The sequence below is a fragment of the Actinomadura graeca genome (assembly GCF_019175365.1).
GTDB lineage: Bacteria > Actinomycetota > Actinomycetes > Streptosporangiales > Streptosporangiaceae > Spirillospora > Spirillospora graeca.
Genome location: NZ_CP059572.1, coordinates 5619624 through 5641551 on the forward strand (window position 1 = coordinate 5619624; position 21928 = coordinate 5641551).

19 protein-coding genes are annotated in these 21928 nt (G+C 71.1%); 9 read left to right on the top strand and 10 right to left on the bottom strand.

The window, feature by feature from the left end; translation table 11 throughout:
- Positions 1 to 28 precede the first annotated feature (28 nt).
- From AGRA3207_RS25060 to AGRA3207_RS25075, 4 genes are all read right to left on the bottom strand, one after another.
- The gene (locus tag AGRA3207_RS25060) at positions 29 to 586 is read right to left on the bottom strand and encodes a snapalysin family zinc-dependent metalloprotease (RefSeq protein WP_231329455.1); all 558 of its coding nucleotides are present in this window, start codon (positions 584 to 586) and stop codon (positions 29 to 31) included.
- Positions 587 to 615: 29 nt separating this feature from the next.
- Positions 616 to 1341 (bottom strand): S1 family peptidase, encoded by a 726-nt coding sequence (locus tag AGRA3207_RS25065; RefSeq protein WP_231329456.1) that lies wholly within the window; start codon positions 1339 to 1341, stop codon positions 616 to 618.
- Positions 1342 to 2195: 854 nt separating this feature from the next.
- A complete protein-coding gene (locus tag AGRA3207_RS25070; protein ID WP_231329457.1) occupies positions 2196 to 2675 on the bottom strand; it encodes an avidin/streptavidin family protein in 480 nt (159 codons plus the stop codon).
- A gap of 221 nt (positions 2676 to 2896) precedes the next feature.
- On the bottom strand, positions 2897 to 4264 hold the full coding sequence (locus AGRA3207_RS25075) for a cytochrome P450 (protein WP_338028218.1): 1368 nt from the start codon (positions 4262 to 4264) through the stop codon (positions 2897 to 2899).
- Positions 4265 to 4326: 62 nt separating this feature from the next.
- Here AGRA3207_RS25075 and AGRA3207_RS25080 point away from each other — a divergent pair, with 62 nt between their 5' ends.
- Positions 4327 to 5142 (top strand): SDR family NAD(P)-dependent oxidoreductase, encoded by an 816-nt coding sequence (locus AGRA3207_RS25080; RefSeq protein WP_231329458.1) that lies wholly within the window; start codon positions 4327 to 4329, stop codon positions 5140 to 5142.
- A 32-nt stretch (positions 5143 to 5174) separates the two neighbouring features.
- Here the strand turns inward: AGRA3207_RS25080 and AGRA3207_RS25085 are convergent, their stop codons facing one another.
- From AGRA3207_RS25085 to AGRA3207_RS25100, 4 genes are all read right to left on the bottom strand, one after another.
- Positions 5175 to 6032 (bottom strand): acyl-ACP desaturase, encoded by an 858-nt coding sequence (locus AGRA3207_RS25085; RefSeq protein WP_231329459.1) that lies wholly within the window; start codon positions 6030 to 6032, stop codon positions 5175 to 5177.
- Positions 6029 to 6883: an SAM-dependent methyltransferase gene (locus AGRA3207_RS25090; RefSeq protein ID WP_231329460.1), complete on the bottom strand. Its 855-nt coding sequence runs from the start codon at positions 6881 to 6883 to the stop codon at positions 6029 to 6031. The genes AGRA3207_RS25085 and AGRA3207_RS25090 overlap by 4 nt, the downstream gene beginning before the upstream one ends.
- Positions 6883 to 7143: an acyl carrier protein gene (locus tag AGRA3207_RS25095; protein WP_231329461.1), complete on the bottom strand. Its 261-nt coding sequence runs from the start codon at positions 7141 to 7143 to the stop codon at positions 6883 to 6885. The genes AGRA3207_RS25090 and AGRA3207_RS25095 overlap by 1 nt, the downstream gene beginning before the upstream one ends.
- Before the next feature lie 82 nt (positions 7144 to 7225).
- On the bottom strand, positions 7226 to 7840 hold the full coding sequence (locus AGRA3207_RS25100; protein ID WP_231329462.1) for a class I SAM-dependent methyltransferase: 615 nt from the start codon (positions 7838 to 7840) through the stop codon (positions 7226 to 7228).
- 380 nt (positions 7841 to 8220) lie between these two features.
- Here AGRA3207_RS25100 and AGRA3207_RS25105 point away from each other — a divergent pair, with 380 nt between their 5' ends.
- Together AGRA3207_RS25105 and AGRA3207_RS25110 are read left to right on the top strand one after the other, a co-directional pair.
- Entirely contained in the window at positions 8221 to 12993 is a 4773-nt protein-coding gene (locus AGRA3207_RS25105; protein WP_231329463.1) for a non-ribosomal peptide synthetase, read from the top strand.
- Complete coding sequence (locus AGRA3207_RS25110) at positions 12990 to 14675, top strand: AMP-binding protein (protein WP_231329464.1); 1686 nt, start codon at positions 12990 to 12992, stop codon at positions 14673 to 14675. Before AGRA3207_RS25105 ends, AGRA3207_RS25110 begins: the two co-directional genes overlap by 4 nt.
- Here AGRA3207_RS25110 and AGRA3207_RS25115 read toward each other — a convergent pair.
- Positions 14630 to 16135 carry a flavin-containing monooxygenase gene (locus tag AGRA3207_RS25115; RefSeq protein ID WP_231329465.1) on the bottom strand — a complete coding sequence of 502 codons (1506 nt, stop codon included), beginning with the start codon at positions 16133 to 16135 and terminating at the stop codon, positions 14630 to 14632. The genes AGRA3207_RS25110 and AGRA3207_RS25115 overlap by 46 nt on opposite strands.
- Before the next feature lie 138 nt (positions 16136 to 16273).
- On the opposite strand from AGRA3207_RS25115, the gene AGRA3207_RS25120 reads away from it, so the two are divergent.
- Together AGRA3207_RS25120 and AGRA3207_RS25125 are read left to right on the top strand one after the other, a co-directional pair.
- Positions 16274 to 17167, top strand: coding sequence for a hypothetical protein (locus tag AGRA3207_RS25120; protein ID WP_231329466.1), 894 nt, complete (start codon positions 16274 to 16276; stop codon positions 17165 to 17167).
- Between the two features lie 24 nt (positions 17168 to 17191).
- Positions 17192 to 18408, top strand: a protein-coding gene (locus AGRA3207_RS25125) for an IS3 family transposase (protein ID WP_231336385.1) whose coding sequence is annotated in 2 segments (ribosomal slippage) — positions 17192 to 17495 and positions 17495 to 18408 — 1218 coding nt in all. Because the reading frame shifts where the segments join, the coding sequence is not laid out codon by codon here.
- Between the two features lie 253 nt (positions 18409 to 18661).
- On the opposite strand, the gene AGRA3207_RS25135 is transcribed toward AGRA3207_RS25125, so the two are convergent.
- A complete protein-coding gene (locus AGRA3207_RS25135; RefSeq protein WP_231329468.1) occupies positions 18662 to 19291 on the bottom strand; it encodes a TetR/AcrR family transcriptional regulator in 630 nt (209 codons plus the stop codon).
- Positions 19292 to 19366: 75 nt separating this feature from the next.
- Here AGRA3207_RS25135 and AGRA3207_RS25140 point away from each other — a divergent pair, with 75 nt between their 5' ends.
- The 4 genes from AGRA3207_RS25140 (at position 19367) to AGRA3207_RS40310 (ending at position 21874) form a co-directional block, all read left to right on the top strand.
- Positions 19367 to 20185, top strand: a complete 819-nt coding sequence (locus AGRA3207_RS25140; RefSeq protein WP_148768092.1) for an SDR family oxidoreductase — start codon at positions 19367 to 19369, stop codon at positions 20183 to 20185.
- Positions 20186 to 20242: 57 nt separating this feature from the next.
- Positions 20243 to 21007 (top strand): SDR family oxidoreductase, encoded by a 765-nt coding sequence (locus AGRA3207_RS25145; RefSeq protein WP_231329469.1) that lies wholly within the window; start codon positions 20243 to 20245, stop codon positions 21005 to 21007.
- A gap of 42 nt (positions 21008 to 21049) precedes the next feature.
- Positions 21050 to 21472, top strand: coding sequence for a nitroreductase family deazaflavin-dependent oxidoreductase (locus AGRA3207_RS25150; RefSeq protein ID WP_231329470.1), 423 nt, complete (start codon positions 21050 to 21052; stop codon positions 21470 to 21472).
- Between the two features lie 141 nt (positions 21473 to 21613).
- On the top strand, positions 21614 to 21874 hold the full coding sequence (locus tag AGRA3207_RS40310) for a DUF6597 domain-containing transcriptional factor (RefSeq protein WP_376766273.1): 261 nt from the start codon (positions 21614 to 21616) through the stop codon (positions 21872 to 21874).
- The last annotated feature ends 54 nt before the right edge of the window (positions 21875 to 21928 follow it).

The following is a 21928-nucleotide window of genomic DNA, read 5'->3' on the forward strand; positions in this document are numbered from 1 at the left end:
GGCGTGCCCGCAGCAGAGGGCGGAAGGGTCAGAAGACCCAGCAGTCCTTGAACTCAAGCGGACGCGCGAGGGTGGCCGGGAAGAGGCCGCCCGCGTTGCGGGTGACCTGCGCCGCCTCGGTCTCGTGCGGGGTCGTGGTCTTGCACGAGGTCGGCGAGCTGTGACCGGACATCAGGTAGTCACAGCGTCCGTTGCGGTTGTCGGGCAGGCCGAGGGCGTGCGCGATCTCGTGCGCGGCGATCCTCGGGGGGTAGAAGCCGTCCTTGACCGCCTGGCGTCCCATGTAGATGGTGCCGCGGCCGAAGCCGTTGGACGAGGTGCGCGGCCAGCCGTCGTCGGCGTAGACCTTGATGGTGGCCTGGGTCCCGGTGGCGGGCTTGAGCTCGATCACCGACACGGCCTTGTTCCACGCGGCGGCGCCCTCGTCGACGTCCGCCTTGAACTCCTGCGCGCCGCTGGCGTCGTAGTAGATCGTGCGGACCGCGGTCGGAGCGGCCGCCGACGCGGAGTCGACGACGAGCGCGGGCACCACGAAGGTCAGCCCGACGGTGACGGCCAGCGCCGTCATGATCTTGCGGAGGAACATGGGGAACTCCTGCGATGGGGGAACCGGGATCAGCCGCCGATTTGCTGGTTGATCCACGAAAGGTGCGGTGCGATGCCCGTGTAGAGCGTGGTGGTGGCGCATTCGCCTCCGTTGTCGCCCGGGCCGTGGGTCTCGCCGACGAGCGTCCAGTCGCCGCGGGTCCCGGTCACCGCCGGGCCGCCGGAGTCGCCGTGGCAGGCGGAGTGCGTCCGGTCGCCCGAGACGCAGACGTCGTTCGCGGCGCCGCCTCCCGCCGAGCAGCGGCTGCTCGGCAGGATGGACAGGTCGATCTCCTGGAGGGTGGTGGCGTTCCTGCAGCTCGGCCAGCTCATGCAGCCGAAGCCCAGCAGCCGCACCGCGGTCCCGGAGGCGGGGTTGGTCTGCGCCATCTTCACCGGCGTCTGCGTGGAGGCCGTGGTCAGGTGCATCACGGTGAGGTCGGTGCCGGGCTTGGTGACGCGCCGGTCGATCTGGCGGGTCTCGCCACCGGAGCTCTTGGCGTTCGAGCCGATCCGGCCCTGTGACGCCGAGCCGCAGTGGTTCGCCGTGACGATCCACTGGGGCGCGACGAGGCTGGCGCCGCAGCCGTTGCTCAGCGACACCATCCACGGATAGGTCTCCGTGGCGTCGTGTCCTCCGATGATCGGCTGCTGGCCTCCGCCACCGGCGGGTCCGGCGGCGTTCGCGGCTGTGGTCCCCCACATCGCCAGGCCGAGGACGCACATGCCGAGCGTCCCTTTCAGCACTTTACGCATGGCAACTTCTCCAATCGGCAGTTCAGGGCGCCGACGGCCTCCGTCCTGCTCCACGCGGGAGCGGGACGGCGGCGCGACTCCGGAACGGCGGGTTCGCTCAGATTGCGAAAGCCCGTCTCCGGACCCAGGTGTGGCCGGGTTCCGTCGCCACCGACTGTGCGAATGGCCGGGCATGGCGGGAGAAGCCATGTGAACCATGGATGGCGGGGGGCCGCGACTGACCGGCGGCCACGTCCATGCAGGGGAGCGGGGGTGGGGGCATCGCACTCTTCACCTGATAGGAAGCCCTCCTATCAGACGGGCAACACGGTAACCACCGCGCCGAATACTTAGCAAGACTTCGTTGCCGCCACCGATTCGTGCGCGACACGATAACCGCAGATCGTTGGCTGTACCAGTGGTTCCCGTCACAATAATTTCGTGCACACTTGACGGCCGTTAGGGTCAACGTTGGCAGTGTTCACGCCAGCGCAAGCTGAGCGCGCGGGAGCATGGTGGAAGGACTGCCCGCACTGCCAAGGATGGCACCTCGAAGAAGGCTTTCGCGACGTCATGAAGATGAGGGCGGTATCGGGTGCCACAATGTTCCGGGGACATATGCCCAGGTCGGCCGTGCCGCGATGGATTCGCATATTCCCTATGCGACCCACCTGTTAAGGCGGGATTTCACTGCCCGGCCGAGTCCGCGGTGGCGGGAGCGTGCCCGTTGCGGCACCGAGGCACTTCTGCGTTGGGCTCGGGGTGCGGCGATCGGCGGACGCGTGACGGACGCCGGTCGGGTCCGCCTGATCGCCTCGTTCCGGGAGTCATGTCCGGTGTGAATCCGGGTGTCCCCGGAATGGGTGGATCTTGCGTCACTTACCGGTGCACTGCGGCGGGCGCTTCCGGACGAAGGTGTTCGGGCCGATCCGGGTGCTTCCCCACTGGTCCTGCGCCGTGCTGCTCGTGGTCAGCAGCCACTGGGTGTGGATGCGCTCGCCGCCGTCGCCGAAGTACTGGCCGCTCCACGTCGTCAGGCTGTGGGAGTTCAGGCGGTCGTTGCGCCAGGAGACCGTCCAGCCGACGGTCTGGCCCTTCCCGGCGGGCGGCTCCGTGTCGTACCGGCCGTTGAGGGCGTACTTGCCCTTGGCGTTGCCGACGAGCGACTCGTAGTCGCCGGTGACGTTCCCGTCGGGCGTGGTGCGCAGGTGCATGACCGAGCAGAGCTCGTTGTACCAGGTGCCGTCGAGCCTGTGCTGCCGCGGTCCGCCGCGGGCGTCGGCCGCCGCGGAGGCCGCGCCGGCCAGCACCAGGGCGGTGACGGTGCCGCCGAGAGCGATCTTACGCTTGTCCATTATTCCTCCCCATGGACGTCATTGTGTGACCCGCGTCGCGTCTCGGCGTTTCCTCACCGTCGCGAATGGGAGCCGGAAGATCAACGACGATGGTCCCCTCGCATATGACACTAGAGGACGGCAAGACGATTTTCTATGCCGCCGCAACGTGGCGGACGCTGTCCGATTCCAGTTGTGTTGTGAAAAGGGATCACAATGCGGCCGATCGATCCATTTCCCGGTCAGCGCCGCGCCGTTGCCGGAGCCTGGCGCGCGGACATGACCAGGCGGGCGCCCCGCGCCGGCACCAGCGTCACGTTGCGGGCGCGTTGTGCCTCCCGGCGCCGTCCCGCCGGACGCGGGTGATGGCGGCGCAGGACCTCGCGCAGCACGACCGTCGCCTCCAGCAGGGCGAACCCGGCGCCGAGGCAGCGCCGCTCGCCGCCGCCGAACGGGATCCAGGTGTACGCGGCGGGCTGCGCGCCCGCGAACCGTTCCGCGTGGAAGCATCCGGGGCGGGGGTGGTGGCCGGCGTCGCCGTGCACGAGCCCGATGGCGGGCATCACGGTCGCGCCCGCGGGCAGCGGATGACCGGCGACGGTCATGGGACGGGTGAGGACCCGGGCCACCTCGTGCACCACCGGCCTGAGCCGCAAGGACTCCTTGACCACGGCGGCGAGGTACTCGTCGTCCCCGGCGTCGGCGGCCCGCTCGGCGCGGGCCAGCGGAGAGGGGTCGTGCGCCAGCTCGTGCAGCGTCCAGGCGAGCGCGGTGGCCGTGGTCTCGTGCCCGGCCAGCAGCAGTGTGATCATCTGGTCCCGGAGCTCACGGTCGGTGAGGCCGTCGTCCCCGGCGGACGCCGCCCGCACCAGCCGGGACAGCACGTCGGTGCGTTCGGGCAGGTCGGGTGCCCGCCGCCGGTCGGCCACCTCGGCGTACAGCAGCTCGTCGAGCCGCCGCTGGGCGGCGACGTACGGACGCCACGGACCCACCCTGCACAGGGCCGGGTAGGGCAGGCCGAGCAGCGTGATCGGGCCGATGTCGGCGAGCGCCCGCACGAGCGGGCGCATGCCCGCCAGGCGGTCCCGGTCGGTCACGCCGAAGACCACGCGCAGGATCGTCTCCAGGGTGAGCGCCCGCATCCGGGGATGGACGCGGAACGCGCGGTCGCGCGGCCAGCGCGCCGCCTCCGCGCGGGCCAGCTCGGTGACGAGGCCCTCGTACCCGCGCAGCGCCGCCGCCGAGAAGACCGGCATCAGCAGCCGCCTGAACCTGCGGTGCGCGTCCTCGTCGGCGAGCAGGACCGAGTGCCGGCCGAGCGCGGGGCCCATGATCGCGTTGCCCTCGCCGGCGTGCAGCGCCTCCCCGGATCCGGCGAACACCGTCCGGATGTCGTCCGGGTCGCTCAGGACGACCAGCCGCCGCGCGGGCATGGTGAGCCGCAGCGTGAAGGCGTCGCCGTAATGGCGTCGCAGGAGGGGGAACAAACGGTGGCGATAACGTGAGTACAGAATGGTCTGCAATGTCGCGGGCAGGCGCGGACCCGGTGGCATTCTGGTCACGGACCCCGTAGCGGCGCGCCGGGCCTTCTGATCATCACCGCTGGGCATGGCGGGCTCCCTGGTTTCCAGCCTGGTGCTTGTCTCTTTCCATCAGAAATAGAGGAATTCGGATGGAATTGAAGGGCGCTGTCGGGATTGTGACGGGCGCCTCGCGCGGTATCGGCCCGGTCATCGCCCGGCGCCTGGCCGGCGAGGGCGTCCGGCTGGCACTGGTGGCGAGGTCGGAGGGCGGGCTGCGCGAGGCGGCCGGACGGGTCGCACGGCATGGGCCCGGCCCGCTCGTGGTCCCGGCGGACCTCCGCGACGAGGACGCCCCGCGGCACGTCGTCGACACGGTGGCGGCGGAGCTCGGGCCGCCGTCCCTGCTGGTGAACAATGCCGGCGTCGAGCGCGTCGGACGGTTCGCCGACGCCGACGCGGCCGCGATCCGCGAGATCGTCCTGGTGAACCTGGTCGCCGCGCAGACGATGACCAGGATGGTGCTGCCGCACCTGCTCGCGGCGGGCCGCGGCCACATCGTCAGCATCGGTTCGGTGGGCGGGCGCACCGCCTACCCGTACGGCGTGGCCAACGCGGCGGCCAAGCACGGGCTGGTGGGGTTCACCTGGTCCCTGCGCGAGGAACTGCGCGGCACCGGCGTCGGCGTCTCTGCGGTCTATCCGACCCTGGTGTCCGACGTCGGCATCTCCTCGCGATGGCGGGCCGGACACCGTCCTATGCTGCTCGGCCGTGTGAGCCCCGACGAGGTGGCGCTCGCGGTCATGAGGTGCATCAGGAAGGACAAGGTCGAGATCACCCTGGCGCCGCCCCTGCTCAGGGCCTCGGACGTGGTGAGCGCCGTGTCCCCGCGCCTGGCCTCCTGGGTCGCCAGGCGGGCGGGCGTCCATGCCTATCTGCGCCGGGTCGCCGACGGTGAGGGGTCGTGAGCGACGCGGGGCCACCGGCGCCCCGGCGGGCCTCATGCCCGCGTCCGCGGAGTGGCCTGCCCGCCCTGCGCCCCGGCGGCGGCCTCGGCGGCGGCTTCGGCGGCGGCGGCCTCGGCGGCCGCCGCGCGCGCCAGCTCGCGCCTGTCCACCCCGAGCCTGCCCAGGATCGGCAGGAGCACCTCGCGCAGGAAGATCTTCCTGGTGATGCCGATGGCGCGCATCACGCGCACCCTTTCCTCGTAGTCGGGGACGAGGTCGTACGCGGGCATCGTGAACCGGGTGAGGACGTGCTGGAGGTCCGCGACCGTGCCGTCCCGGTCCTCGGACAGGCAGGTGCCGATGACGTCGAGGTAGAAGCCGCCGTGCGCCGCCTCGTCCCGGGAGATGTACCGGTAGATGGAGGCGAGCAGCGCGTCCCCGGCGGCGCGGGCCGCGGCCAGCCGGTGCCGGTAGATCATCCAGGTCGTCTTCTCCTGCAACGCCCCGTAGCACACCATCCGCCGGACGGTCGTGAACGGCAGCGTCCACCGCCTGTTGAGGAGGCCCGTCTCGAAATCGACCATCTGGTCGGCGGTGCGCTGTCCCGTCCGCACCAGGTACTCCCGCAGTGCCAGGGCGTGCTTCGCCTCTTCGTAGCCCCAGTTGACGTGCCACCACGCCTGGCCGAAGGACTCCCGGACGAGGTTGAGCCCTTCGCCGACGTAGTCCGGCATGTACGACTCCACCGCGCAGAACGTCTCCGCGCACAGCACCGCGTCAGGGTCGGGGTCCAGGCCCTCCGCCAGCTCCCAGGGAAGGTCGTCGAACACGCTCCAGCGGCGCTTGCGCTCGGCGACCTCGAAGAACTCCATGTACTTGCGGTAGATCTGCTTCTCGTCGAGGTAGGTCACGGCGCATCCCTCCTCCGGAGGCCGAACTGGCCGAGGTCCTGGTAGCCGCGGGCGAAGGCGAGCACGCAGGTGGACAGGTACCGGTCGTAGTCGTCGAACCGCCGGTCGCCCCAGCGTTCCCGGATCGTCGGCTCGGCCGCGCGCAGCCGCCGCCGCCACTCCTCGCACGTGCGCCGGTAGTGGTCGCGGCGGGTGCGCAGGCTGACGAGCTCCCAGTACGGCTCGGCGGTGACGAGGACGTCCTCCAGCCGCGGGCTCATCCCGCCGGGGAAGATGTGGTCGGTGACCCACTTCAGCTCGACGAGGTCGGCGCGGTCGCGCGGGACGCGGTCCCGCAGGATCACCTGGAGGGCGAAGGCGGCACCGGGACGGGTCCACTCGTGGACGCGGCGGAAGAACCCCGCGTAGATCCGCCGGTGGGCACCGGACCGCACGTCCGGCGGCCGGGCGATGTGCTCCATCATCCCGATCGAGAACACCGCGTCGAACCTCTCCTCGGGCGCGAAGTCGCGGTAGTCGCACAGCCACAGCGTCGCCCCCGGTATCCGCCGGTCCCGCGCCGCGCGCAGCTGCGCCGGGCTCAGCGTGATGCCGTGCATCCGCCGCACGCCCCGGCGCGACGCCTGGTAGTGCAGGTTCGCGCCCCAGCCGCAGCCGATGTCGAGGACTCCGGTGTCCGGTCCCGTCCCGGCGAGGTCGCTCAGGTAGCCGAGCTTGCGCAGCTGCGCGGCCTCCAGGTCGTCGTCGCCGTCCCAGAGCGCGCAGGAGTAGTTGCGCCCGGCGTCGAGCCAGAGCGCGAAGAAGTCGTCGCCGACGTCGTAGCTGACCTCGATGTCGGACGGTGTGGACATCAGCCCGCCTCGGCCTGCGCGCGGGCGACGAGCCGGACCAGCTCGGCGACCGACTCGACCGAGGCGAGCTCGTAGTCCGGCAGCGTCACGCCGAGCCGGTCCTCCAGGCGCGCCACCAGTTCCAGCATCTGCACGCTGCCGATCCCCACCTCGGCGATCGGCACGCCCGGGCCGAGGCGTCCGGTGTCCAGGTCGGGGACCAGCGCCTTCGCCTCGACGCGGACCGCGGCGAGGATCTCTTCGTTGGAGGCCACAGCCATCGGATACCGCTCCTGTCTCCTCGTTGTTGCCGGTTGGGCGCCCTGTTCGTCGTGCGCCCTGCCGGTCGTGCGCGCCGCCAGGTCAGTCGATCCGGCGGAGGGTGAACCGGGCGGACCAGACGTGGCCCCGCTCGAAGGCCCACGCGCGGTCGTGCGGCGGGCGCCCCCCTCCGCCGTGCGGGGTGGACGGGACGACCGTGTCGATGCCCCGGATCTCCCACGCGGCGCCGGTCGCCCTGACCACGTCCTCGACGCGGGGACAGCCGCCGGGCAGCACGTTCTCCCGGGTGAGCCGGGCGAGCCCGCGGATCTCCTCGGCCCGGCGCGGCAGGCGTCCGGCGACGATCGCGTACAGGACGAACCGGGCGCCGGGCGTCGTCCAGGCCCGGACGGCGTGGAAGAAGTCACGGAGATTCCGGACGGCCTCACCCCGCAGCCGCCGCGCGGGCGTGACGAGGTGCTCCACGGCCTGCACACCGAGGACGGTGTCGAACCGGGCGTCCGGGACGAAGTCACGGAAACACGTGGCGTCGGCCCCGGAGCCGAGGGTGGCGCCGACGGCGGCACCGCCCCCCTCGATCACCAGGACGCGGGGGCCCGGCTCGACGCCGGGGGCCGCGCGCAGCAGGTCGAGCGCGCGTTGCCGCCCGGGAACTGAATCGGTCCCGGCGACCCAGACCGTACAGCGGGGGTCCATCGGCCTCCTCCCTCGACATGACCGGCCAATAGGGGGGCGAACGGAACATCAAGGGTCATTCAAAGCGAATTAAAGCGCGAACAAAGAACGCTCCGTGGAGCCATCTTTCGTGATCTTAGAATTGATCGTCTATTTTGACCGGGAAGCGTTCTTCTGAGTCGGAACGCTAGCATTGAGACCGTCGCCGGACAAGGAGTCCACCCCTGTTCGCCTGCACTTACAGGCGATCACTCCGATCCGCCCGGCAAATGTTGATCATTAAGATCCACTGATTCACCCGTTAATGTCTTGACATCCCGTGTCTCCGGAGTGTGCAGTGGGGGCGTTCGGACAATGGCCTTCTTTGGGCGATCGGACCCCTAGTGCCAGGGAGGCGCGCCATGCCCGCCAGAGCGGATCCCGGCAAACATGCGGATTCCCTCACCGGGCATTTGAACGCGCTTCTCACGGAGATCGTGGGGGAGGACGCGGTCGCCCGCGGCGGGCCCCTGTTCCTCGAATCCCTCGACGCGCTGCGCCTCAGATCCGGCGTCGAGGCGGCCTGCGGCGTCGACCTGCCGCTGGCCGTGCTGTTCGAGGGCCGCACCGCGTCGGAGGTCTCCGGCGCGGTGCGGGAACGGCTGGCGTCCGGCGGCGGCCCGCGCCCGATGATCCGGCATGACGCCGCGCGCCGCTACGCGCCCTTCCCGCTCACCGACGTCCAGCAGGCGTACTGGCTCGGCGCGGACGGGCCGGAGCTCGGCGGCCGTTCCGCCCACCTCTACCTTGAGCTCGACCTGTTCTCTTGCGGGCCGCAGCAGGTCGAGGACGCCTTCAACCGGCTCATCGCCCGGCACGACATGCTGCGCGCGGTCCTCCGCCCGGACGGCACCCAGGAGGTGTTCGCGATCGTCCCCGCGTACCGGCTGCCGCACGCCGACCTGCGCGGCCTACCCGGCACCGAGGCGGCGCGGGTGCTGCGCGACGTCCGCACGCGGATGTCCGGGCAGGTCCTGGACCCGTGCACCTGGCCGCTCTACGACGTCCGCGCGCACACCGTCGCCGACGACCGGCTGCGGGTGCATGTGAGCATCAATCTGCTGATAGCCGACGCGGGCAGCATCCGCCTGCTGCTCAGCGAATGGATCCGGCTGCTGCTCGATCCGGGCTCGTCCGACCCCGCGCCCGGGCTGACCTTCCGGGACGTCGTCGAGGCGGCCGCGGCGGACCAGGGCGGGCAGGCGTACCGCCGGGCGCGCCGCTACTGGCTGGACCGCCTCGGGTCGCTGCCGCCGTCCCCGCGGCTGCCCGTCCGCGCGGTGCCCCAGGGCGCGCCGCCGGAGTTCGTCCGCCGCCAGACCCTGCTGCCCGAGCACCGGTGGCGGTGCCTGCGCGAACGGGCGCGGGAGTTCGGCGTCACCCCCTCGGTGCTGCTGTGCGCGGCGTACGCCGAGGTCCTGAGCGTGTGGAGCGCGACGGCGCGTTTCACGCTCAACCTCACCCTCGCCGACCGGCCGGGCCGTCACCCCGACATCCCGCGGCTCGTCGGCGACTTCACCGGCACCGTCCTGCTGGAATGCGACCTCACCCGCGCCGGGACCCTGTCCGCGACGGCCGCCGCGTTGCAGGCCCGGCTCCGCGCGGACCTGGACCACGTGCTGTTCGGCGGCGTCCGCGTGCAGCGCGAGCTGGCCAGACGCGGGGACGGCGCGCGGGCGCGGATGCCGGTGGTGTTCACCAGCCTGCTCCAGGACCCCGGCGACCTCGCCGGGCTCGAAGGCGTCGTGTACGAGCTCGTGTACGCCGTCTCGCAGACACCGCAGGTGATCTTGGACAGCCAGGTGCTGCTCACCGGCCGCGGGCTCGTGGTCGGCTGGGACGCGGTCGAGGCCGCCTTCCCACCGGGCGTGCTGGACGCCATGTTCGGCGCCTACACCGACCTGCTCGACCGCCTCGCCGATGGCGAGGACGTCGCGGTGCCGCTGCGCCCGCCCTGCGCCGAGGATCCTGGCGACACCGCGTCCGCCGCCATCGTGGCCGGTGACAGCACGTCCGGCCCCGTCCTCGACGTCGCCTGGACGCCGCCGGACGAGCCGCTCCACGCGGGCGTCGACCGCCAGGCCGCCGCCCGTCCCGGCGCGCCCGCCGTGATCACCGACCGCCGCGTGCTGACCTTCGGGGAGCTGGACCGGCGCGCCGACGGGATCGCGCACCGGCTGCGCGCGCTCGGCGTGTCCCGCGGCGACCTCGTCGGGATCGTGATGGACAAGGGCTGGGAACAGGTCGTCGCGGTGCTCGGCGTCCTCAGGGCGGGCGCCGCGTACCTGCCGGTGGACGCGCGGTCGCCCGAGACCAGGATCGCGAGGCTCCTGGAGGCGGGACGGGTCACCGTCGCCCTCACCCGGCCCGGGGCCGCCGCGCCCGGCGTCCGGCGGCTGATCGTGGACGGCGCGTCCCCGCCACCACGGGCCGCCCGGACGGCGCCTGTCCCGCCGTCCGCGACCCCGTCCGACCTGGCGTACGTGATCTTCACGTCCGGGTCGACCGGCGCGCCGAAGGGCGTGATGATCGCCCATCGCGCCGCCGCGAACACCGTCGCCGACGTCGCCGGGCGGCTCGCGGCCGGGCCGCGGGACCGGGTCCTCGGCGTGTCGTCGCTGGCCTTCGACCTGTCGGTGTTCGACGTCTTCGGCGTGCTCGGCGCGGGCGGCGCGATCGTGCTCCCGGGCCCCGGCGACGTCCGCGACCCCGCCCGGCTGGTCGAGCTGGCCCACCGGCACGGGGTCACGCTGTGGAACTCGGTCCCGGGCGTGCTCGACCTCGCGGTGGAGTGGTGCGAGCGGACGGGGGCCACGCTGCCGCCGACGCTGCGCGCCGCGCTGCTCAGCGGCGACTGGATCCCGCCGTCGCTGCCGGGGCGGGCCCGGGCGGTCAGCGCCGGAAAGCCCGCGCTGTACGGTCTCGGCGGCGCCACCGAGGCGTCCATCTGGTCGGTCTGGTATCCGATCGGACGGGTCGATCCGGGGCTGCGCAGCATCCCGTACGGCAGGGCGCTGCGGGGCCAGACCGTCCGCGTCCTCGGCCCGAGGCTGGAGCCCCGGCCGGCGCTCGTCCCGGGTGAGCTGTACATCGGCGGCGCCGGGGTGGCCGACGGGTACTGGGCCGACCCGGCGCGGACGGCGGCGTCGTTCGTCCCGGACCCGGTCACCGGTGAGCGCCTCTACCGGACCGGTGACCTCGGGCGGTACCTCCCCGACGGGAACATCGAGTTCCTTGGCAGGCGGGACGACCAGGTCAAGCTCGGCGGGCACCGGGTCGAGCCGGGCGAGGTCGAGGCGGTCCTGGCCGAACACGACGCGGTCCGCGCGGCGGTGGTGGTCGCCGCCGGTCCCGAGCGCGGGCCTCGGCACCTGATCGCCTACGTGGTGCCGCACACCCCCGGCGGGCGGCCGGACCCCGCCGCGCTCTCCGCCTTCGCCGCCTCCCGGCTGCCGTCCTACATGGTGCCCGCGCGGATCGTGCCGCTGGACGCGCTTCCGCTGGGCGTGAACGGCAAGGTCGACCGCGCCGCGCTGCCCGACCCGGAACCGGCCGGTGACCAGGGAGAACCGCCCGCCACCCCGGCGGAGCGGACGCTGGCGGGGATCTGGCGGCGGCTCCTCGGCGTCCCCGCGATCGGACGCCGCGACGACTTCTTCGCCGCCGGCGGCGATTCCCTGCTCGGGGTCCGCGCGGTCGCGATGGCCGCCGGTGAGGGCCTGCACCTCACCATGGCCGAGTTCTACCGCCACCCCACGATCGCCGGACAGGCCGCGCTGGCCCGCGCGCGTCCCGCCGCGTCCCCGGCGCGGGTGCCGTCCACCGGCCCGGTCGGCCTGACGCCGAGCCAGCTCTGGTTCCTCGGCCAGGACTTCGCCGCCCCGGACCACTGGAACGGCATGTGGCCGATGTTCGCGCTCCGCGAGCCCCTCGACCCCCACCTGCTGGGCCGGGCGCTGGCCGCCGTGGTGGCGCACCACGACGCCCTCCGCACCCGGTTCCACCGCGGCCCGGACGGATGGCGAGCGGAGATCGCCGACGCGCCGGACGACGCCGTGCCCCGCGCCGTCGCCATGATCTCCCTGGACGGCACGCCCGACGCCGTCCTGGAACACCGCGTCGGCGAGCACGTCGCCGCCCGCAACGCGTCCCTCGACCTCGCCCGCGGCCCGGTGGTGGCCCTGAGCCACTTCGATCTCGGACCCGGCCGGGAGCCCCGGCTGCTGGTCAGCGCGCACTGGCTGGTCATGGACTACTACTCCTCGCGGATCTTCTACGAGGACCTCAGGTCGGCCTACTCCGCCCTCGGACGCGGCGAACGCCCGAGCCTGCCCCCCGTCCCGGCCTCCCTGCCCGCCTGCGCCGAACGGCTGGCGGCCGCCGCCGCGGAACCGGCGTCGGAACTCGCGGCGGAACTGGAGTACTGGAGCCGGTTCGCCGACCTGCGCCCGGACCCGCTGCCGGTGGACCACCGGCTGGGCGGCAACACCCAGGCGTCCGCGGAACGGCATCTCGTGCAGATCACCGGAGGGCTCGCGCATGCCGTGACCACGCGCCTGCCCCGCGAGCGGAACACCGAGGTCAGGGACGTTCTTCTCGCCGCCCTGGTGCGGACCGTGACGTCCTGGACGGGCCGTCCCGACCTGCTGGTCGAGCTGGAGGGCCACGGCAGGGAGTGGATCTACGGGGACCTGGACGTCAGCCGCACCATCGGCCGTCTCTCCACGCTGTCGCCCGCGCTCCTCCGTCCGGACGGCCTGGCCCGCGTCCGCGACCGGCTCGCGGAGATCCCGCACCGCGGCGTGGGGTTCGGGCTGCTCAGGTACCTGCACCCCGACCCCGCGGTCCGAGCCCGGCTCGCGGCCGTCCCCGCGCCGGAGGTCGGCTTCAACTTCTGGGGCGAGGTGAGCGAGTACTTCACCGCCGACGCGCACCCGGTGACCGGATCCTTCGGCGACCACCGCAGCCCGCGCGGGCACCGTCCGAGGGTGCTGGACCTCACGGCGCTGACCGTCTCGGGCGAGCTGTGGCTCGTGTGGAACTACAGCGCGAACCTGCACACCGCGGCGACCATCGAGACGCTCGCGGACCGGTTCACCCGCGAGCTGGCGGACCTCGCGGGGGAGGCCGGGTGACCGGCCACCCGCGACCGGAGGACATGTTCGGCGCGGCGACCGTGCCCGAGGTGCTGGAGCTCGCCGCCCGCGGCCCGCGGGGGATCACGTTCATTGACGGGAACCTGCGCGAGACCCCGCTGCCCTACCGGCTCCTCGCCGCCGCCGCCCGGCGCGCCGCGACCGCGCTCGCCGGCCTCGGCGTGCGCCGGGGCGACCGCGTCGCCATGCTGTCCTCGACCAGCCCCCGCCTGCTGATCTGCCTGTTCGGGGCCTGGCGGGCCGGTGCCGTGCCGGTCGTCCTCGCGCCGCCGCACCGGCTGTCGGAGGTGGCGGTCATCATGGCCGACATCCGCGGCCGCCTCGACCACGTCGGCGCGCGCTGCCTGGTCGTCGCCGACGTTTTCGGCGGGTTCGTCGCCGGCCGGATCGGCGCCGGCCGCCCGGTGGTGACGTGCGGGGACCTCGTCGCCGGACGCGCCGACGACCCGCCGCCCATCGAGACCTGCCCCAATGAGCTGGCCTTCCTCCAGTACACCTCCGGTACGACGGGCCCCGCCAAGGCCGTCGCGCTCACCCACCGGCAGCTGCTCACGAACGTCGCGGTGTGCTGCGACCGGCTGCTGCTGGACGGCGAGCACAGCGTGCACGCGAGCTGGGCGCCGCTCTACCACGACCTCGGCCTGGTCGCGGTGCTGTCGTGCGTCGCGTCCGGGATCAGGATGGTGCTCCAGCCGCCCGAGGCGTTCCTGTCCGCCCCGGACTCCTGGCTCGACGCCCTCTCACGGTTCCGCGCGACGAGCACGGTGACACCGAACTTCGCCTACGGGCTCGCGGCGCGCAGTATGCGGCTGCGCCCCCGCGGACTCGACCTGTCGGCGCTGCGGGTGTGCGGCGACGGATCGGAGCCGACCAGGAAGGACGCCGCCGACGAGTTCACCGCGCGGGGTGCGCGGTACGGCCTGCGCCCCGAGGCGCTCACCCCGATGTACGGACTCGCCGAGGCCACCCTGTCGGTGTCGATGGGCAGCCTCACCGAGCCGATGCGCTGGGACCACGTCCGGCGGGACGGCCTGCGCCCCGGCGGCGCCGCGACCCCCGCCCCCGAGGCGGGACCGGGCACCCGCACGCTCGCCGTCTGCGGCACCGCCGTCCCCGGCGTCGACCTGTCGATCAGGGCCGAGGACGGGACCCCGCTGACGGACCGCGTCGTCGGCGAGATCTGCGTCCGCGGGCCGTCGGTGATGCGCGGCTACTGGCGGGACCGCGAGGCGACCGCCGCGGTCATGCGGGACGGCTGGCTGCGCACCGGCGACCTCGGCTACCGCACGCCCGCCGGGCTGGTGCTGAGCGGACGCCTCAAAGACATGATCATCATCGGGGGCGCGAACCTGTACCCGGAGGACTACGAGCACGTCGCCGCGCAGGTCGACGGCGTGGGCGCCGCCTGCGCCGCGTTCGCCCTCCCCGAGACCGAACGGATGGTCGTGGCCGTGGAGGCCCACGGCGGCGCCGACCCCGGGGACCTGGCGGAGCGGGTCATGGCCCGCCTCCGCACCGAGGTCGGGCACGCACCGGACCAGGTCGTCGTGGTGCGCGGGCAGACGATCCCGCTCACGTCCTCAGGAAAGGTACAGCGCGGACGCTGCCGGGACGGCTACTTCCACGGCCGGCTCCCCATACTCGCCCGGCGCGCGCGCTGACCGGATCCACCTCGGAACGTCATCGCCGCGTCGTCGACACGGCCGAACCGCAGCACGAGCGAGTCGACCACGTAGTTCATGGGCAGCCGCCACGGCGCCCGCGACCCCTGCCTCGGCAGCTCGTGCAGCACGCGCCGCACGTACCCCGCCGCGAGGTCCACGAACGGCTCCTCCGTCACCGAGGCGTCGGTATTGACCGGGACGGCGACGCGGTGCCCGCGCGCGTCCATATGGCGCAGCAGCCTGAACAGGTACCGGGCGATGAGCTCGACCCGCAACGTCCACGAGGCGTTCGTGTACCCCATCGCGTACACGAGGTTCGGCACACCGGCGAACATCACGCCCTTGTAGGTCAGCGTGGACGGAACCGCCACCTCCTCCCCGTCCACCACGACCCGCACACCCCCGAAGAGCCGCATGTTGAGCCCGGTCGCCGTGACGACGAGATCGGCGGGCAGCACCTCCCCGCTGCGCAACTCGATCCCGTCCTTGGTGAACCCGGCGATGCGGCCGGTGATGACCGACGCCCTCCCGTCCCGGATGGCGGTGAACAGGTCACCGTCGGGAGCCATGCACAGACGTTGGTCCCACGGCCGGTAGCGGGGATTGAAATGGACGTCCACCTCGAAACCCGGCGGCAGCGCCGCCACGGCCATCCGCCGCAGAAGACCGCGCACGGTCTTGGGAAACCACCGGCTGACCTGGAACACCAGCATCATCTGCACGATGTTCTTCCACCGCACGACCCGGTAGGCGATCGACCGGGGCAACTTGGCCACCAGCACGTCGGTGCTCGGGACCGGCAGCACGTAACTCGGCGACCTTTGCAGCATCGTCACTTGCCCGGCCTCCCGCGCGATGGCCGGGACCATCGTCACCGCCGTCGCGCCGCTGCCGATCACCACCACGCGCTTCCCCCGGTACGCCACGCCGTCGTGCCACGCCTGCGGATGCACGACCGTCCCCTCGAACCGTGCGATCCCGGGTAACTCCGGCGTGTACCCCTCCTCGTAGCTGTAGTAGCCGCTGCACATCAGGAGGAACCAGCACGTCATCTCGACCGTCCGGACCGGCGCGCCGTCCTCGCCGACCACTTCGACGTCGAGCGTCCACCGTGCCCGCGCGCTCTCCCACCGCGCCCGCACCACCCGCCTCCGGAGGCGGATCCGCCCGGTCACCCCGAACTCCTCGGCGGTCTCCCGCAGGTACCGCAGGATGGAGGCGCCGTCCGGCATCGTCTCGGCGCTCGTCCAGGGCCGGAACCGGTACCCGAGCGTGAACATGTCCGAGTCCGACCGCACCCCCGGAAACCGGAAGAGACTCCAGGTGCCGCCCAGCTCGTCCCGCGCCTCAAGCACCACGAACGACAGATCCGGCCGCTGCCGCCGCAACTGGCAGGCCATCCCCACCCCGGACAGCCCCGCACCGACGACCACCACGTCCAGGTGCTCGGTCACCATGCGTCAAGTCTGCTCCCCCCAAAGCCCCCCGCCAACCACGAAAAGGCCAACCTTGGAACTCCTGAGCCACCCGGGCTGGGAGACTGGAGTCCGCTATGTGTGAGTAGTCATCGGAGGGGTTCTGTGGGGAAGGCGTGGGTGATCCGAGCCGGCCGGTACGGCGAGCGCGATCAGTGGGCGCTGGAGCGAGGGTGCTCTGGAGGTGGCTGGCGTGAAATACCAGACCTGACCCAATGCACGACCCGCGAGGAAGCGGCCCGAGTCGTCACCAGGGCCATCCCGAACGCCTCGAATGGCAGACTCAACAACGCCATAGGTCAGCTCTGGGCGCTGCGCAGCCGCATTCAGCCGGGCGATCTTCTGGCGATGCCGTTGAAGACCACCAAGCAGATCGCGCTCGGGCGAGTGACCAGCGGTTATGTCTATCTCAGTGAGGAGTCTGACCCGGACAGACGCCACGTCGTCGGTGTCGAGTGGCAACGCACCGACCTGCCGCGCACCGCCGTCAAACAGGATCTGCTGTTCAGCTTGGGCAGCGCATTGACGATCTTCGCGCCGAGCAAGAACAACGCCGTCGCCCGCCTGGAACAGCTCCTCGCCACCGGTTCCGATCCCGGCCACGCCACCTTCCTGAGGCCGTCAGCGCCTTCCGCGGGGATGTCCGTGGCAGGTGAGGAGACCGACGTCGATCAGCCGGAACTTGCAGCCGACTTCGAACTGGCGGCTCTTGATCAGATCACCGCACGTATCGCGGAGGAGTTCGCCGGCCACGGACTTGCCACGCTCATATCCGCCATCCTCACTGTGGAGGGGTTCTACTGCGACCAGGCTCCGCCAGGCCCTGACGGAGGCATCGACATCACCGCCGGTCGCGGACCGCTGGGCCTGGACAGCCCGCGGCTGCTCGCCCAGGTCAGTCGGGCGGCCAGATCGGAGCTCCCGTGGTCACCCAGCTACATGGTGTCATGTCCACGCACGGGGCCGAACGGGACCTCACCCCTGAATGTGGACACCTTGGAGACTGGATCTTGAGGTCCAGGGGAAGAGATGTCGCTGATGGCTTTGAAGAATTACCCGGAGGAGTTCAAGGCCGACGCCGTGGCCTTGTATCTGTCGGACCCGTCCAAGACCTACAAGCAGGTCGCTGAGGATCTGGGGATCAACCGGGCGACGCTGCGGGAGTGGGTGCTGGCAGCGCAGCGTAACGGCACCGCGGGCCTCACGCCGCGCAGGGCCGGCAAGTCGGCTGCTGGGGGCCAGGTAGCCTCGCCGGACGTGTTGGAAGAGGAGAACAAGCAGCTCAAGGCCCGGATCGAGGAGCTGGAGCTGGAACGCGACATCCTGCGGAAAGCCGCGAAGTTTTTCGCGGGCGAGACGAACTGGTGAGCCGTTTCGAATTCGTTGAGGACCACAAGCACGCCTACGGCGTGAAGCGGCTGTGCCGGGTGCTGGAGATTGCTCGGTCGTCGTTCTACCGGTGGCTGGCCGCCGCCCCGGCCCGGCTGGCCCGCCGCAAGGCCGACGACGACCTGGCGGCGAAGATCCGGAAGATCCACCAGGCCGAGAACGGCACGTACGGGTCCCCTCGGCTGACCGCCGAGCTGCACGACCAGGGGCTGCGGGTGAACCACAAGCGGGTCGCCCGGGTGATGCGCGAACGCGGCATCGTCGGGCTGCACTTGCGCAAGAAGGTCCGCACCACCGTGCCCGAGCCATCGGCGACGCCGGTCCCGGACCTGCTGCGGCGCGACTTCACCGCCGAGCAGCCGAACCACAAGCACGTCGGCGACATCACGTATCTGCCGATCGGGGACGGGAAGTTCCTCTACCTCGCCACGGTCCTGGACCTGGGATCACGCCGGTTGGCGGGCTGGTCGATCGCCGACCACATGCGCACCGAACTCGTCGTGGACGCACTCGATGCCGCCGCCCGCACCCGCGGCGGCACCCTGGCCGGGGCGATCTTCCATAGCGACAACGGCGCGCAGTACTGCAGTCAGGAGTTCGAGGAGGCATGCCGCCGCCTGGGCGTCACCCGTTCCCGCGGCGCGGTCGGCACGAGCGCCGACAACGCCGCCGCCGAGGCCTTCAACGCCACGCTGAAGCGCGAGACGCTGCAAGGCGCGCACCGATGGACCTCGGCCCGCGACGCCCGCCTGGCCGTGTTCGGGTGGATCACGAGATACAACACCCGGCGCCGCCACTCGGCACTCGGCCAGATGTCACCAATCAACTACGAGAAAATCGCAGGTAGCCTGGCTACCGCTGCCTGAGATCGGTGTCCACATTCAGGAGCGAACCCCCTCGCGACTTTGCCCGAGGGCGTCGGCATCCGCGACAGCAAACACCTCAACGCCGGATATATCACTCTTGACCGGGACGCCTTCCTGGCCCTGCTGGCCCACATCAAGGGCTGATCCCCCGGTCGGTTCGAGACCCGTGAGGTGGGCTCGATCAGGGGCCATCGGGTGCCGGGCGTCCGGAACGTGAGCAGTAAGCGGAAGGTCGGCGGTTCACCCGCGCCCGTCAGGTGTGTTCTTGGGGATGCTCGGTTTGGGCTCGGAACGAGCGCAGGTGGGCGAACGCGGCGTCGAGGGCGATGCGGAGCGGTTCGATGTTTTTGTGGGTCTTGGCGAGAAGCAGCCCGCCTTGGAGACCGGCGAATACCACCGTGGCCAGTTGCTCGGGGTCGGCGTCCGGGACGAGCTGACCGCGTGCTCGCATGCTCTCCAGGCCCTTCACCAGATACTGCTCCCACGTCGAGAAACAGCCGGCGAGGTCGGCTCGGGCCGCTTCGTCGCGGGCGGCGAGCTCGCCGGCGAGGGTGCCGATGGGGCACCCGGGAAGGTCGTGCACCTGGTTCTCGGTGACGAACATGTCGAGCCAGCGGCGGATCCCCGCCCAGCTGCCGAGGTCGGTGAGCATGGACATCTGCGCGTCCAGCACACGCTCGAAGCGGTCCGCGATCACGGCACGGACCAGGTCGTCCTTGCCGGAGAAGAAGTGGTACAGCTGGCTCTTGCTCACCCGGGCCCGGGCGATGATCCGGTCGACGCCCGCGCCTCTGACGCCCTGGTCGTCGATCAGCGCGTCGGCCGCCTCGACGATCCGGTCGCGGCTACGCCGCCCGCGGTCGGTGGTCGGTTCGTGAGCCATGGTCGCCACTGTAATCGGACTGGACGGATCCGTCCAGTCCGATTACAGTGGACGAATCCGTCCAGTCCGTGCGGGATGACTGTTCCCTGCCCGGCCACAGGCGGTATCTCACCGGCAACCGAACCATGGAGTATCGACGTGACCACAGCCAGCTCGCCCCGCACCGCTCTCATCACCGGTGGCACCACCGGTATCGGCCTGGCCACGGCCCGTGTGTTGCGCGATGAAGGGTTCGCCGTGGTCGTCACTGGCCAGAACCCCGACACCCTGGCCGCCGCTGAAAAGACACTGGGCGACGGTGTCATCGTCCGGCGCGCCGATGCCCGCCGCCCCGAGGACGGCCACGCCCTCGCCACCGAGGTCAAGGATCGGTTCGGCAAACTAGACTTGGTGTTCCTCAACGCGGGCATCGGCCGGTTCGCGCCGATCGAGATCCTCGACGAGGCGTTCTACGACGAGCACTTCGACGTCAACGTCAAAGGACAGCTCTTCACGCTCCAGCATGTGCTTCCCCTGCTCGGCCGCGGTAGCGCGGTGATCTTCAACAGTGCGCTGGGGGCGGAACTCGGCCAGGCCAACTGGTCGGTCTACAGCGCCACGAAGGGGGCTTTGGTCTCCCTGGCCCGCACCCTGGCGGTCGAGCTGGCACCCCGGGGCATCCGCGTCAACGCCATCGGCCCGGGCCCGGTGGACACGCCCGCCTTCGGCAAGCTCGGCCTGCCGACCGGTGCGCTCGACGGATTCCGGACGGACATGGCGTCCCGGATACCGCTGGGCCGCATCGGCACCGACGAGGACGTGGCCCGCACGGTCGCCTTCCTGGCCTCGCCCGCGGCCGGCTTCATCACCGGGGTGAACCTTCTGGTGGACGGCGGCCTGGCCGCGAGCGCCTGAACACCATCCTGCAGCCCAACCGCATCATCTGGCGATCAAGAAACCAAGGAGAGCGAAATGGCCCGAGCAACATCCCGTCCGGTCGCGCTCATCACCGGCGGTACGACCGGTATCGGCCTGGCCACGGCCCGTGTGTTGCGCGATGAAGGGTTCGCCGTGGTCGTCACCGGCCAGAACCCCGACACCCTGGCCGCCGCCGAGAAGACAATGGGCGACGGTGTCATCGTCCGGCGCGCCGACGCCCGCTGCCCCGCCGATGCCCACACCCTCGCCGCCGAGGTCGAAGACCGATTCGGAAAACTGGACCTGGTGTTCCTCAACGCGGCCGTGGCGCGATCCGCGCCGCTCGAAGCCGTCGACATGGCGTTCTACGACGAGCACTTCGATGTCAACGTCAAAGGACAGTTCTTCACCCTGCAGCGTGTCCTGCCCATGCTCGGCGCGGAGAGCAGCGTGCTTTTCAGTAGTTCACGGATCGCCACGCGCGCCTTTCCCGACTGGTCGGTCTACAGCGCGACCAAGGGTGCCTTGCTGGCGCTGGCACGGGCGCTGGCGATCGAGCTCGCCCCTCGGGGTATCCGGGTCAACACCATCAGCCCCGGGCCCATAGACACCCCCGCCCTGAGCAAGCAAGGACTGCCCCCGGAAGCGGTCGACGGCTTCCGGGCGGACATGGCGTCCCGTGTGCCGCTGGGCCGCATCGGGTCCGATGACGAAGTGGCCCGCACGGTCGCCTTCCTGGCCTCCCCTTCCGCCGGCTACATCACCGGAGCGGAGATCGTCGTCGACGGAGGCATGTTCGCGGGCCTTTCCGCCGCTTGAAACCCCAGCACGCTTCGGCCCACTCCGCAGGGGGAAATCGACATGGACAAGCACGAACTGGACGCCCAGAACAGCCAGGTCATCAAGGAATTCAGAGCACGGGACGGCAAAGTCGGGGGCATGTTCGAAGGGATGCCGTTGCTCCTGCTCCACCATGTGGGCGCCAAGACAGGCGCGCAGCGGACCAACCCAATGACGTACCAGCGGCTCGATGACACCAGTTTCGCCGTGTTCGGCTCCAACGACGCCGCACCCGCTCATCCAAACTGGTATCACAACCTTCGCACCCATCCCAGAGTGATCATCGAAGTGGGAAGCCAGACGATCGACGTCCTCGCCCGTGTTGCCGAGGGAGCCGAGCGCGAAAGGATCTGGTCGAGGCAAAAAGAACTCAACCCGCTCTTCGCCGAGTTCGAACGGCGCACAACGCGAGAAATCCCAGTCGTCGTACTCGACGCATTCTGACTACAGTGAGTCGTGTCGGGCCGTCTCTATTTGGTCCGGCACGACGGGGCGGCGTCGAGGTCGGGTGGCGGCCGGCCTCGTCAACGGCCGGACGGCCTTGACCTCGATGCCGCTCGGGCGCTGCAGTGCGAAGATGACGTAGTGGAGTCTTACGTTGAGCGTCCGCCGTTGCCGAAATTGGCGGGGGTGGTGCGGACGGTCTGGATCCAGCACACGGGTGAGGCGGCGTACGTACAACGGCACCTGCCCACAGGCGGGGTCGAGATCCACTTTCCGATCGGTGGCCGTCCTCAGCTGGTCGGTCCGCTGACCGGTCCGGAGATCGAGGTCATTCCGGCGCACACCACGATCGTGGGTGTGCGGTTCCAGCCGGGGACGGCACCGCCCCTAAATCGCAGGTAGCCTGGCTACCGCTGCCTGAGATCGGTGTCCACATTCAGGAGCGAACCCCCAACA